Raw genomic sequence first — 13,389 nt, forward strand, 5'->3', positions numbered from 1 at the left:
GGAGCACGACAAACCTTCCGAAAAGCGGTGTTCCGTGACTTACCGTCCCACGGTCGCGGCGGTCCTCACGCCGGATACCGGCGGGGCGTGTAGACGCCGACGCCGCCGTCCGGCCGGGGGTAGGTCCGCGTCGTCGACGATCCGACGATCAGCAGGGTCCGCATGTCGACGGTCTCGGGGTCGAGGTCGCCGAGCGCGACGGTCCGCACCGACTCCGTCGGGCCGCCCACGTCGCGTCCCACCACGACCGGGGTCGCGGGGTCGCGGTAGGCCAGGAACAGGTCGCGGGCCTCGGCGACCTGGTGCCGCCGCGTCTTCGACGCCGGGTTGTAGATCGCCACCGCGAGGTCGGCCCGGGCCGCGGCGGTCAGCCGGTCCGCGATGACGTCCCACGGTTTGAGCCGGTCCGACAGGCTGATGACGCAGAAGTCGTGGCCCAGCGGGGCGCCCGCGCGCGAGGCCACGGCCTGCATCGCGGACAGCCCAGGGACGACCCGGACCGGGACCGGGCTCTTCGTCTCGTCCGCCGCCTCCAGCACCGCCGACGCCATCGCGAACACGCCCGCGTCGCCCGACGAGACCACCGCGACACGGGCCCCGGCCTCGGCCAACGCCAGCGCGTGGCGGGCGCGTTCGGCCTCCACGCGGTTGTCGGTCAGGTGGCGCCGCAGACCGGGGCGCGGGGGCACGCGGGAGACGTACGGCCCGTAGCCGACCAGGTCGTCGGCCGCCGCGAGAGCCGCGTGCGCCTCGGGGGTCAGCCACGCGGGCCCCGCCGGGCCGAGGCCGACGACGTCCACCGAGCCCAGTTCGCCGGTGGGGGCCGGGACGGCGTACGGCTCCTCCACCACGGTGCCGGGCCCGCGGTTCGTGGCGAAGGGCGTCCCCGGCGCGGTCGACGGCGTGACGACGAGCGAGAAGTACGGCACGCTCGCGGCCTCGACCTCGGCGAGCGGGGCGACACGCTGGTGTGCGGTGGTGGCGCGTTCGACGTACCACGTGCGGTCCGCGGTTCCGGCATCCTCGAACGCGCCGCGCACGTCGGCGAAATGCCGGCGCCCGAGCTTGATGACCGCGGCCGAGTCGGCGGTCCGCAGCCGGGCGGCCAGCACGTCCGGCGGCAGCGTACCCGGGAGGATCGTCAGGACCTCGTCGTGCTGGACGAGCGGGCGGCCCAGGATCGCCGACGCGCCGCTGACCGACGTGACGCCCGGCACGACCTCGGTCGGGTAGCGGTCCGCGAGGCGCTCGTGCCAATACATGTACGAGCCGTAGAAGAAGGGGTCGCCCTCACACAGCACCGCGACGTCGCGCCCGGCGTCCAGGTGCGCGGCGATCTCGGCGGCGGTGCCGTCGTAGAACTCGGCGAGCGCGCCGTCGTACCCGCCGGGGTGGTCGGTCTCCTCGGTCGTCACCGGGTACACCAGCGGCAGCCGGAGCTGGTCGGGGCTCAGGTACCGCCCGGCGATCGTGATCGCGACGCCCGCGGCACCCTTCTTGACCGGGTACGCCACGACGTGCGCGGACGTGATCAGCCGGTGCGCCTTGAGCGTCAGCAACTCGGGGTCGCCGGGCCCGAGGCCGACGCCGTAGAGGCGGCCGGTCGTCCCGGGGGAGGCGGGGGCGGGGGCGGCTTCGGTCACGGGAGGCTCCGACAGGTTCGTTCCGGTGGATACGGGTGCGGGGGCGGCGGACGTCGCACTCCGGGGCGGCGCCGCGGCGGGCGGGCCCGGAGGCCGGTCGCCCGTCGGCGCGGCGCTCCCGTGTGGGCGGGCACGCCGCCGGCTCGGCGTGCTCACTCCTTCTCGCTCGCCATCGCGTTGATCGCGGCGGCGGCCATCGCGCTGCCCCCGCGCCGCCCGTGCACCACCAGGTACGGGACGTCGCCCGCCCGTTCGGCCAGCGCCTGCTTCGATTCGGCGGCCCCGATGAACCCGACCGGCACGCCCACGATCGCGGCCGGGGCGGGGGCGCCCGCGTCCAGCAGCTCCAGGAGCCGGAAGAGCGTGGTCGGCGCGTTGCCGACGGCGACGACCGCACCGGCCAGGTCGTCGCCCCACAAATCGACCGCCGCGGCGCTGCGCGTCGTGCCCTGCGCGGCGGCGAGGGCCGGGACGCGCGGGTCCGACAACAGGCATTTGACTTCGTTGTCGCGCGGCAGCCGGGCGCGCGTGACGCCCGACGCGACCATCTGCGCGTCGCACAGGATCGGCGCCCCCGCGCGCAGGGCGGCACCGGCGGCGCGCGCCACGTCGGGGTGGAAGCCGATGGCGTCCGGCAGATCGGTCATGCCGCAGGCGTGGATCATGCGGACGACCACGCGCGAGACGTCGTCGGGGAAGCGCGCCAGATCGGCTTCCGCGCGGATCGTCGCGAACGACCGGCGGTAGATCTCGGCGCCGTCCTTCAGCCAGTCGTCCACGGGGGGCCGCCTCTCGGGAAGTACGAGTGAGGATGGGGTGGTTCGGGCTGTCGGACGCGTGCGCGCGGCGGCGCCGGCGGTGTCGCCGGGCGGGGTGTCCGAAGCCTCCGCGGATCGGCCGGGGGCGCGGCCGGCCGCCCCGGCGCCGACATCCGCCGCGCGTTCGGGAGTGCCGCACGCCGCCGCGACGGAAGCCGACGGCCGCAGCACACGGACGACTCCGGCCAACGCGTCGGCGACCGCCCGATCCGCGGCCGTGACCTCGAACTCCTCGAACTCATCGGACGCATCGGACGCATCGGACGCATCCGGGTGTTCGTCGGGAGTCGGGCCGACGGCGACCACCGAGGCCGCCCCCACCGGACGGCCGCACGCGCGCCCGCACGCCGCGAAGTGCACCGCACCGACCCGCCCGCCGGGTTCGCGGGTATCGGCCCGCGCCACGAACTCCCGGGCCAGCGCCCGGACATCCGTGTGCGCGCGGCGGCACTCGCCCACCCCGCTGCACGCGCTCACCCGCCGCCACGCCGAAGTCGGCGAGGTCGGGAGGCCGAGCCGGTCGAGTGCCGCGACGACGCGCTCGACCTCCTCGGGGGAGGCGTCACCGATGACGACGCCGCGCCACGGCGCGAGCCGTACGCGCGCCGGGACACCGAGGGTCGCCGACTCCGCGAGGTCGGCCAACGCCAGGAGTTGACGCTCCGTCAGCCGTCCCAGGGGGACCAGCGCCGAGACCGCGAACCGCCCGTCGTGCTGCGCGATGACGCCGACGGCCGGAGAGGCGGCGCGCGGCGGAGCGGGACGGCCGTCGGCCGCGCCTTCCGGCCGCCGCGCGGCGGGAGTTCCGGGGGCGCCGGCGTCGTCCGGGGCGGTGATCTCTCCGGCGTCGCGCAGCCGGACCGCGAAGCCGTCGGCGCCGCCGGGGAGTTCCCGGACATGCCACGCGCCGTTCGCGGTCCTCGCGTCGAGGAAGGCGCGAGCGGCACGCAGCGCCAGTTCGACCGCCTCGTCCGCGCCCGCCGCGCGCAGCCCGGTGCCGACCCCCGCGACGTGCAGGGCGACGCCGCCCGGCGCGTCGGCGACGAGCGCCACATCGTGCCGGGCCGTCGCGATCCGCACCCCGCCGTCGTCCACGGCGAACTGGAACCGTCCCGGCAGAGCCGCGAGTTCGCGATCCGCGCACAGCGCGGTGTCGAGGGCCGCGACCAGCGCGTCGGCGTCCACCAGCGCGTCGCGGTCGCGTCCGGCGAACGGACTCGCGCTGATGTTGCGGACGCGGTCGTGCGACGGCGACGGCATCAGCCCGGCGTCGGCGAGCCGCGTGCCCAGGGCGGCGACTCCGCGGGGCGACAGCCCGCGCACCTGGACGTTCGCGCGGACCGTCAGATCGACGACGCCCTTGCCGAAGTCGCGCGCGCCCGCGGCCAGCGCACGCAGTTGCGCCGTGGAGACGCGCCCGCCGGGAAGCCGGATCCGTGCGATGAGACCGTCGTCGCCCCGCGCCGCGTCGAGCGTTCCCGGGCAGGCGTCGTCGCGGTCCCGCACCCGAGCCCCCGTGCCATCGGCCACGCAAGCAGCGTCCGACATCCGCGTCGTCGCGTCCATGGCCACCGCCTTTCACGTTGCTCCGGCCAGATGCGACACTGTTGCATATGGACGACGGAGCGGCGCACCCCACCCCCGACGGCTCCTCGCCCCGAAGCGCCGCGGAGCCTCCCGACCCCGTCGACGCGGCGGTCCGCAGAATCCGCGCCCACGGCGAGCGCGTCACCGTCGCCCGCACCGCGGTCTTGCGCGTACTGGCCGACACGCAGGGCTACTTGACGGCCGATCAGGCCTTCGTCGCGGTCAACCGCGCCGCGCCCGGCGTCCACCGCACGACGATCTACCGGGCTCTGGACGCACTCGAACGCCTGGGTCTCGTGGTGCAGACCCGCATGGGCCCCGACGCCGCCGCGTACCGCCTGGCGGCGTCCGTGCGCGGGGACGGACCTCCGCGACTCCACGTGATCTGCCGAGCCTGCGGCCACGTGGGCGAGGCCCCCGCCGACCTCCTCGACGCGGTGGCCCGCCGCCTCGCCGAGGAATCGGGCTTCCGCCTGGACCCCACCGCGGTCGCCCTCGCCGGCCACTGCGAAGCGTGCGCCGAGAACCCCGCCCGCCGCCGCTGACGCCGGCCGCGCTCCGGGCACCGGAGGAAGGCGGGCGAAGGGGACGACCCGCCGACGCGGCCCGGCCGCGGCATTCCGGTCGGCCGCGGGGGCGCCGACGGCCACCGCGTGGTCCCGCCCGAGCGCTTCGGGCACGACGAGGCGGACACCGACACCGTCCCGGTCGCGGGGCCGCCGAAGGGCGAGCCGGACGCCGCCACCGGGTGCGCCGGGCCGGTCGACACGTTCGGGCGAGGCCGAACGGGCGACTACGATCGGTGGGGTAGGCCGCCCCGCGCACGCGCGGGGCCGCGCGATGCGCAGAAGGCGGAGAGCGGAGAAGGCGGAGAAGGCGGAGAAGGAGGCGTGACGTGGGTCCGGTGGTCCTGGGGATCGAGACGTCCTGCGACGAGACCGGCGCGGGGCTGGTGCGGGACGGGGTCGTCCTCGGGCAGGCGGTCGCGTCGAGCATGGACGAGCACGCGCGTTTCGGCGGGGTCGTGCCCGAGATCGCGGCGCGTGCCCACCTGCACTCCGTCACCCCGGTCGTGCGCGCCGCGCTCGCGGACGCCGGCCTCACGCTCGGCGACGTCGGCGCGATCGCGGTGACCGCCGGGCCCGGCCTGGCCACCGCACTCCAGGTCGGCGTCGCGGCGGCCAAGGCGTACGCGGTCGCGCTCGACGTCCCGCTCTACGGCGTCCACCACCTGGCCGGGCACGTCGCCGCCGCGACCCTCGACGGCGAACCGCTGCCTAACCCGTCGATCGTGCTGATCGTCTCGGGCGGCCACACCTCACTCCTGTACGTGCGGGACCTCGCCCGCGACACGATCGAACACCTCGGCGACACCGTCGACGACGCGGCCGGCGAATGCTTCGACAAGGCGGCCCGCGTGCTCGGGCTCCCTTATCCCGGCGGCCCGAACGTCGACCGTGCCGCGCGCGACGGCGACCCGGCGGCGGTGGCGTTCCCGCGTCCGATGACCGGTCCGCGCGACGACCCCTTCGCCTTCTCCTTCTCCGGCCTGAAGACCGCGGCGGCCCGCTGGGTCGAGAACGAGCGCCGCGCCGGCCGCGAACCCGAGGTCGCCGACGCCGCCGCGTCCCTCCAGGAGGCCATCGCCGACGTCCTCACCCGCAAGGCGATCGCCGCGTGCCGCGCACGCGGCGTCGACACGCTCGTGGTGGTCGGCGGCGTCGCGGCGAACTCGCGCGTGCGCGCCCTGGCCGACCAGCGCTGCGCGGCGGCGGGCATCACCCTCCGCGTCCCCCCGCTGCGGCTGTGCACCGACAACGGCGCGATGACGGCGGCCGTCGGCGACCTCCTCATCCACGCCGGCCGCCCGCCGGCCGGGCTCGACCTCACCATCGACCCGTCCGCACCGCTCGTCGACGCGCTGCTTCAGCCGCAACCGGTCGAGTGGGCCGTCGCGGGATGAGCCCCACGCCGGCCGCGTCCGACGAAGTCCCGTACGGGACGCGGCACATCGCGCTCCTGCGCGGCGTCAACGTCGGCGGACGCGGCAAGGTGCCGATGGCGGAACTCCGCGCGCTCCTCGCCGATCTCGGCTACGCGGACGTGCGGACGCTGCTTCAGAGCGGCAACGCCGTCCTCACCGCGCAGCGGACCGCGCCCGCCGACGTGGCCCGGGCGATCGAGACCGCACTCGCCGCCACCTACGGGCGCGACATCAAGGTCATGGTCCGGACCGCCGCCGAGATGCGCGCGGTCGTCGAGGCGAACCCGCTCGCGGTCAACCATCCTTCGCGGTTCCTGGTGACGTTCCACGCCGATCCGGTCGATACGGCGGCCCTCGCCGGGATCGATACCGAGGCACAGAAGCCGGACGAAATGGCCGTCCGCGGACGCGAGATCTACTTCGATCTGCCGCGCGGGATCGCGGACGCCAAGCTCCCCCTCCTGGTCGAACGGGCGCTGCGGGTCAGCGGCACCGCCCGCAACTGGAACACCGTCACCAAACTGCTCGCCCTCGCGGAAGGGCACTGACCGTTCGCCGCCACGCGGCGCGCCCCCGGGCGGCGGAGGCGCGGGGGATGGGTGCGATCCCGGCGGCACCGCGGGCGTGCGCGCGGGGGACGACGCGGACGCGTCCCCGACATCCGCCGTGTTCGACGGGTCCCACCAGTGCACGACGGCCACGGACACCACAACGACCACACCCGCCACCGCCACGCGGCGCGCGGCGATCCGCCGCGCGGACAGCCGTAGCGGAGCCGGTCGCGGCGGCGGGGGAGAGGGCGTGCGCCGCCGGTCGACCGCGGACCTGACCCGGTCGCCGAGCAGGGCGGCCCCGGTCACCGCGAACATCCCCAGCCCCATCACGAACGGCCCCGGGACCGCCCCGACCATCTGCCGCCCGGCGTGCCCGTACCACCGGCACTCGGCGGCCATCACCCCGATCCCCGGCACACACCCCTCCGTCGACGCCAAGACGTACGTACCGGCCAGCCCGATGCACATCGCCATGCCGGCCGAGGCCAGCGCCACCGGCGCCCGGCATCGGCTCGCCAGCCCCGCACACCCGGCGGCCCACACCGAGGACGCCGAGATCAGCGCCACCGCGTGCCACCACGTGACCCGGAGCATCCAGGCACTGTCGAGCGCGCCGGGATCCGGCGTATCGGGACGCAGGGCCAGGCGCGCCGCCACGACGGCAGCCAGGCACAGCGCCCCGCCCGCGAGGCTCAGCAGGACGAGCGACCGGAAACGCGGCAAGGACGCCTGCGGGACCGTCTCCGGCTCCCGGCCCCAGACGGCCCGCCGCAGCCACTCGGGCGGGCACGGCCCGGTGCTCCGGCCCCAGGCGATCAGCGGGAACAACCACAGCGCCGCGCCGCCGGTCAGCACCAGCGGATGGTGGATCAGCACCACCGTGTTGCGGTACACCGGCCACCACGGACGCAGCGCGTCGATCTGCGCCGGCGTCCCCGTGAGGTGCTCGGGGCCGAACGCGCCGGTGTCGACACCCCCGGCCGGGACCCCGGCGAGATACAGCCGCCCGATCGTCTCCCACCACACCAGCCACGCACCCACGACCACGACGAAGACGCCCAGCGCCGCCAGATGAACCGTCCGCAGGCTGCGGCCCCGGCTGCCCGACACCCACAGCTCGGCGCACTGCGCCGCCCACCAGGTCAGGATGCAGGCCACCACGATCGGCACCAGCAGCCAGCCCGGCCGGTCCGGCAGCCAGCCGCGCCCGGCCGCGCGGAACGACACCAACTCCCCGAGGGCCACCCCGACGCCGAGCCAGAAACCCGCCCGCACCCCCGCGGGCGCCGGGGCGCCGGTCGCGATGGCGAAGACGACCCGGCGCCACAGCGCGACACCCGCGATCCCGGCGAGCAGCACGGCCATGAGCCAGGTCGTGGCGCTGCCGCCGAAGAGCGGTATGTGGTCGGAGGCGTTGTCGGGCCGCACGGACGTGAGCCCGACCATCGCGACGACCGCCGCGATGCCGGTGATCGCCATCGTCGACGAGTGCGTGCCGTACAAGACGTCCGGCTGCCGCAGCGACTCGGCCCGTTCCGACCAGTCGGGATGGGTGCGGAACAGCCTCGCGGCACGCTTGCGGGGTCTTCGCAGACGGCGCCGCCAAGCCCCGGGGGCGACCGGTTTCGCCGTGGCGCGGGCGATGATCCACGCGGAGTGCGCGGACGGCGAGGCGGCCAGGAGCGCGGGGGACGGCGCGACGGCGTGAGGTGGCGCGGTGCCGCCGGGAACCGCCAGGGTGACGGCCGCGGGCACCGCGGGAGCCGGAGGCGGTGCCGCCCACCGCACCGCGTCCAGGTCGGCGTACAACTCGCGCGTCCGCAGGGCGTCGGCGCGGGCGAGCAGGCTCAGCCCCGTGAGCACCGCGACGTCGAGCAGGCGCCGTGCGCCCACGTGCGCGTCGTGGTGCCAGAACTCGACGGTCGCGCCGAGGCTCCCGCGGTCGATTCGCGGGAATACCGCGAGCACCAGGGTGGGGGCGAGGACCACCGCCGCCGAGACCCGCCACAGCGCCTCGGCCGCGTAGACGATGTCGACGTCCCGGTTGCGGATGTGCGCGATCTCGTGCAGCACCACCGTGCGAAACGCCTGCGGATCGGCCGCTCTTCGGGCCACCAGGCCACCGTGCAGGCAGACCATGTGCCGCTTCCAGCGCCCGAACGCGACCGCCCCGGTCGTGTGCGCGCCGGGATCGATCATGAAGCGCGGGCCCCGCGCCAAACCCGCGCGTCGCGCCAACGCCCGCAGCTCGAAGCCCAGTTCGCTGTCCGGGCGTACCGGGACCAGGCGCCGGTGACGGGTGCGCCAGGACGGCAGCCACCAGTACACCGCCGCCGCGAGCGCGTACACGACGACGGTCGCGGCCACCGCGTCCCGCCACGCGCCCGGCGCGCCGCGGACGACGCACTCACCGAACGCGGGGGCGACCCCCTGCCGGGGGGCGTCCGGAAGCGTCCGGTCCTGCCGCTCGGACCCGACGGCACGGCCGCACCAGGCGGGCAGGCTCGCGGGGGCCGCGCCGCGGAACGCCGTGCCCAGCGACGACGACAGCTGCACCGTGGCAGCGGTGGTGAACACCGCGAGCAGAGCGAAGCGCAGGCTCGTTCCGGACCGCAGGACCCGCCGGTCCAGATCGCCCGTGCGCACGGTCACGGCTCACGGGCGGAAGGCGACGCGGTGTCGGACTCGGGGGAGGGGGAGGGCTCGGGGACGCGCCCGGGGGCGGACGCGGAGTCGGGCGTGGCATCGGTGGGGTCGGTGTCGGGCTCGCGGGAAACCTCCTGCTCCGCACGGGAGTCCGGCTGGTCGGTGGCGTCGGTGGCGTCGGTGGCGTCGGTGGCGTCTTCGCCTGGCACGGACGCCGGTTCGTGGTCGGTCGTGTCGCCGATCGCGCGCCCGGTCCCGACATCGGCGCGTGGTTCGGCACCGGCGTCGGCAGCCCCGTCGGCACCCCCGTCGGCACCTGTGCCGGCACTTGGTTCGGCACCGGCATCCGGACCCGTTCCGGACTCCGTCGCGGAGGCGTGCCTCGGGCGTGGTTCGGGGATCGCCGAGCGCGCGCGGTCGGCATCCGGCTCGGCGCCGGGAGTGGTCACGTCACCGGCTTCGATCTCGCCCTCCCGTCCGATCTCGGCCTCGGCGTCCGGCTCGGCCCGCGCCTCCAGCGCCTCTCGCGTAGCGCGCGGATCGACCGCGCCGACCGTCTCGTCGTCCATCGCCAGCGCCAGTCGTACCGCGACCGCGTCGGCCAGCGCCTCGGCGCGCTCGGGCGTGAGCGACGCGGCGAGGCTCTGCGCGCGCACCCGCTCGCGGACGTCGGCGATCTGTTCGCGGGACAGCGGTGGCAGCAGTGTGGACGGGGCACCGCCGCCGCCCGCCCGGCCGCGCCGGGCGAACCAGCGCACCGGCCGCAACTTGCGCCAGCCCGCGATGACCGCCATCGAGGAGGCCTGCCGGGCGGTCTCGGTCAGCACCACCCACAGCACGGGCAACACCAGTTGCACGGCGTCGTTCACCCCGAACGCGAGGGGATCGCGGCGACGGCGCGACCGCGTGACGACCCGGCCGATCGCGTCGTCGTCGAGTTGCCACAGGCTGTCCAAAAGCGGCAGCTCGTGCGGTGCCGCCTCGGTGAGGGCGTACCGGACGACATCTCGGACGGCAACGGCCATGGGGCACCCCCGCGATCGACGCAGCACGCCGCACGAACGACCCGCGCGGCGCCTCGACATCGAGTGTCGCCGGAATCCAACCGGTCAGGGGCCATCCGGAGTACGTTCCACCCAAACGGAGGAAGAGCCGCAATTTTCGATCAGAGTGTTCGAGTCGGTGGGATCACGGGGCGAACGCCATCATGCCCATCGCGCCGATCATCACCATCGAACACACGGACGGCACCGAGCCTTTCGCGGCCCCGCGCCGGAGCACGACCGTCCCGCCCGCCGCGCCGAGCGCCGGGGACCCGGCGTCCTCCGCGTCGCATCCGCGGTCCGCGACCGCGCGGCGCCGGTGTTCGGCGGCGGCCAACGTGACGCGCGCCAGCGCCCACGCCACCAGCAGGGCCGCGTACGGCCCCGACCACCAGCCCGACGCCGGCTCGCCGGCCGCGTGGTGCGCGGTCCCCGAGCCGTGGCCGCCTCCGTGCACGGCCGGCATCAGAAGCGTCGCCACGCCCATCACATAGAGGTCCAAGGCCACCGCCGCGCGCTCCCGGCCGCGCCCCGGACGCCCCCACGCCCACGCCGCCGCACACCCGAGCAGCAGCATCCACCCGCCCGGGCCCAGCGGATCGTGCTCCGGTAACGCCATCGCGCCCATCGCCCCGCCCATGACCAGGTGCGGCGACCACGCCCCCGCCCCGTCGCGCCGGTGCACGCACGCTCCGACGAGGCCTGCGACGACTCCGAGTTCGGCGGCGAGCAGCTGTGCGTCCATTTCGGTGTTCTTCCCCGCGAGCCACCGCGGGTCCGCATCGGAAGGTCGCACTCTGTGGCCGCGCGTACCCGAAGTGCGCCGTGCGGCACGGCGATCGCGCGCCCCCCGGGACAGGCGTGGGCGCATCCGATCGCGCCACACGTCGCGCCGTCACCCGAGCGCGGGCGTCGACCGCCGCGCGGACTACCGCCGCCCCGGGCGCACCAGCCCGGTCTCGTACGCGAACACCACCAACTGCGCCCGGTCGCGTACCGCCAGCTTCACCATCGCCCGGCTCACATGCGTCTTCGCGGTCAGCGGGCTCACGACCAGGTGCTCCGCGATCTCCTCGTTCGACAGCCCTTGTCCGACCAGTGCGACGACCTCGCGTTCGCGCGCGGTGAGCAGGTCGAGGTCGGGGGTCTGCGCCGGGGGGCTCGCCTGGGCCGTGTACTCCTCGATGAGGCGCCGCGTGACTCCCGGCGACAGCAGCGCGTCGCCGGCCGCGACCGACCGTACGCCGTGCAGCAGTTCGGCCGGTTCGGTGTCCTTGACGAGGAATCCGCCGGCCCCGTTGCGCAGTGCTTCGAAGACGTACTCGTCCAGGTCGAAGGTCGTGAGGATGATGATCTTGGTGTGCGCCAGCGCCGGGTCCGCGGTGATCGCCCGCGTCGCCTCCAGGCCGTCGCCGCCCGGCATGCGGATGTCCATGAGCACGACGTCGGGCCGGTGTTCGCGCACCGCCGCGAGGGCGGACGCGCCGTCGGCCGCCTCGGCGACCACGGTCATGTCAGGCTGCGCGTCGAGCAGCGCGCGGAACCCGGCCCGCACGAGCGCCTGGTCGTCGGCGAGGATCAACCTGATCACGCGGAATGCCTTTCGGGGGACGCGGCTTCGGGGGCTCCCCCATCTTGTCCGCCCAGCGGCAGTACGGCCACCACGTGATAGCCGCCTTCCGCACGCGGACCGGTCGCCAGCGTGCCGCCGAGGGCCGACGCGCGCTCGCGCATGTTGCGGAGCCCGTGCCCGCCGCCGGTCCCTCCGCCCGCACCCGGCCTCGCACCGACCGACGCCCCCCGCCCGTCGTCCTCGATCGTCACCCGCAGCGCGTCGCCGTCGGCGGCGTGTTCGATGCCCAGCCGTACGACCACCGTCGAACCCCCGGAGTGCCGCACGGCGTTCGTCACCGCCTCCTGCACGATCCGGTACGCCGCGAGGCCCACCGGGCCCGGCAGGTTGCCCACGTCGTCGGCGCGTTCGAGGCGTACCGCCAGGTGCGCGGTCGACGCGCGGGCGACCAACTCGTCGAGGTCCGCGAGGCCCGCCGTCGGCGTGCGCGGCGCCGATTCGCCCTCGCCCTTCAGGATGGCCAGGACGCCCCGCAGTTCGCCGAGCGCTTCCCGGCTCGCCTGTTTGACCGCCGTGAGTGCGGTCCGCGCCTGATCGGGGTGGGCGTCCATGAGTTCCAATCCGACCGACGCCTGCACGTTCATGAGCGAAATGTGGTGGGCCAGGACGTCGTGCAACTCGCGGGCGATCCGCAGCCGCTCCTCGCCCGCGCGCGCCCGGTCGGCCTCCTCACGCGCCGCCTTCTCCTCGGCCGCCCGCCGCCGCTCGGCCGCCACATAGGCCCGCCGGACCCGGACCACCTCGCTGAACGCCGCCAGCACCAGCAGCCACGCGGCCACCCCGCCGGCCCATCCCGCACTCGGCAGGCCCTCGCCGCGCGCCAGCGGCCCGAGCCAGCCCATCACGGCATACCCCACGACGAGGACGCCGTACGACACCGCCCGGTGCCCGGCCGTCAGCGCCGTGAACAACGCGACGATCAGGGCCAGGAAGACCGGCCCCGGCGGGTAGTCGCGGAGCGTGTAGGCGACCGTCGGCAGCAGCGTCCCGACGAGCACCTGCACCGGATACCCGCGCCGCACCAGGAGCATCGGCGGGCCGAGCGCGATCAGGACGTACGCCAGCACGTCCATCCCGCGCACGTCGTCCCGGCCGCGCTGGTTGTGCGACGCCGCGATCATGCCGCCGATCTGCAGCACGCCGACCACGAACGCCAGCACGGCGTCCCGCGGGATCCCGACGAAAGGCGGCGGCAACGGCGGCCCGAACAACCGCGTCCGACCCGGGTCGTGTCCACGGTCGCGCCCGGGATCGGGCGCCAGGCGAGTGGATGCGTTCACCCGCTCACGATAGGTCCGGCGGCACGCCCGAATCGTCCCTCGGTTGACGGCATCGCGGCGCCTCCCCGCGGCGCAGCCGGCCCCGTCCCGCCTGCTCCCGGCGGAGTACCCCCGACCCCGGCGACCGCCCCGCGGTGCTGCCGGGGAAGACGCGCAGGTGCCTCCCGGAGCGGGACGTCGCGGACCCCCGGCCCGCCGCAG

Annotated in this window: 9 protein-coding genes and 2 pseudogenes; 3 read left to right on the forward strand and 8 right to left on the reverse strand. The window is 75.6% G+C overall.

Features of this window, described 5'->3' with window-relative positions; genetic code table 11:
* Positions 1–65: 65 nt before the first annotated feature.
* The 3 genes and pseudogenes from LO772_RS26535 to cobG form a co-directional block, all read right to left on the reverse strand.
* Complete coding sequence (locus LO772_RS26535; RefSeq protein WP_231774548.1) at positions 66–1,643, reverse strand: precorrin-2 C(20)-methyltransferase; 1,578 nt, start codon at positions 1,641–1,643, stop codon at positions 66–68.
* 152 nt (positions 1,644–1,795) lie between these two features.
* Positions 1,796–2,422, reverse strand: a complete 627-nt coding sequence (locus LO772_RS26540) for a precorrin-8X methylmutase (RefSeq protein ID WP_231779732.1) — start codon at positions 2,420–2,422, stop codon at positions 1,796–1,798.
* Positions 2,423–2,770: 348 nt separating this feature from the next.
* Positions 2,771–4,027, reverse strand: a pseudogene (gene cobG / locus LO772_RS26545) (precorrin-3B synthase); the annotation flags it as partial.
* Between the two features lie 47 nt (positions 4,028–4,074).
* Here cobG and LO772_RS26550 point away from each other — a divergent pair.
* From LO772_RS26550 to LO772_RS26560, 3 genes are all read left to right on the forward strand, one after another.
* Positions 4,075–4,593, forward strand: a complete 519-nt coding sequence (locus tag LO772_RS26550) for a Fur family transcriptional regulator (RefSeq protein ID WP_231774549.1) — start codon at positions 4,075–4,077, stop codon at positions 4,591–4,593.
* 359 nt (positions 4,594–4,952) lie between these two features.
* Positions 4,953–6,011, forward strand: coding sequence for a tRNA (adenosine(37)-N6)-threonylcarbamoyltransferase complex transferase subunit TsaD (gene tsaD / locus LO772_RS26555; RefSeq protein WP_231779733.1), 1,059 nt, complete (start codon positions 4,953–4,955; stop codon positions 6,009–6,011).
* 95 nt (positions 6,012–6,106) lie between these two features.
* Entirely contained in the window at positions 6,107–6,580 is a 474-nt protein-coding gene (locus tag LO772_RS26560) for a DUF1697 domain-containing protein (RefSeq protein ID WP_231779734.1), read from the forward strand.
* Between the two features lie 1,530 nt (positions 6,581–8,110).
* Here LO772_RS26560 and LO772_RS26565 read toward each other — a convergent pair.
* The 5 genes and pseudogenes from LO772_RS26565 to LO772_RS35935 all read right to left on the reverse strand — a co-directional run.
* Positions 8,111–9,238, reverse strand: a pseudogene (locus tag LO772_RS26565) (M48 family metalloprotease); the annotation flags it as partial.
* Positions 9,235–10,257 carry a hypothetical protein gene (locus tag LO772_RS26570; RefSeq protein ID WP_231774550.1) on the reverse strand — a complete coding sequence of 341 codons (1,023 nt, stop codon included), beginning with the start codon at positions 10,255–10,257 and terminating at the stop codon, positions 9,235–9,237. The gene LO772_RS26570 and the pseudogene LO772_RS26565, both read right to left, overlap by 4 nt.
* Positions 10,258–10,420: 163 nt before the next feature.
* Positions 10,421–11,020 (reverse strand): DUF5134 domain-containing protein, encoded by a 600-nt coding sequence (locus tag LO772_RS26575; protein WP_231774551.1) that lies wholly within the window; start codon positions 11,018–11,020, stop codon positions 10,421–10,423.
* A gap of 183 nt (positions 11,021–11,203) precedes the next feature.
* Positions 11,204–11,866, reverse strand: coding sequence for a response regulator (locus LO772_RS26580; RefSeq protein WP_231774552.1), 663 nt, complete (start codon positions 11,864–11,866; stop codon positions 11,204–11,206).
* Complete coding sequence (locus tag LO772_RS35935) at positions 11,863–13,188, reverse strand: sensor histidine kinase (protein WP_269453095.1); 1,326 nt, start codon at positions 13,186–13,188, stop codon at positions 11,863–11,865. Before LO772_RS35935 ends, LO772_RS26580 begins: the two co-directional genes overlap by 4 nt.
* Positions 13,189–13,389: the final 201 nt, after the last annotated feature.

The organism is Yinghuangia sp. ASG 101 (assembly GCF_021165735.1).
Lineage (GTDB): Bacteria > Actinomycetota > Actinomycetes > Streptomycetales > Streptomycetaceae > Yinghuangia.

What these genes read in the sequence shown, in the direction of transcription:
- LO772_RS26550 (WP_231774549.1), top strand. Translation starts at nt 4,075, where the DNA reads ATGGACGACGGAGCGGCGCACCCCACCCCCGACGGCTCCTCGCCCCGA.
- LO772_RS26575 (WP_231774551.1), bottom strand. Translation starts at nt 11,020, where the DNA reads ATGGACGCACAGCTGCTCGCCGCCGAACTCGGAGTCGTCGCAGGCCTC.
- LO772_RS26560 (WP_231779734.1), top strand. Translation starts at nt 6,107, where the DNA reads ATGGCGGAACTCCGCGCGCTCCTCGCCGATCTCGGCTACGCGGACGTG.
- LO772_RS26570 (WP_231774550.1), bottom strand. Translation starts at nt 10,257, where the DNA reads ATGGCCGTTGCCGTCCGAGATGTCGTCCGGTACGCCCTCACCGAGGCG.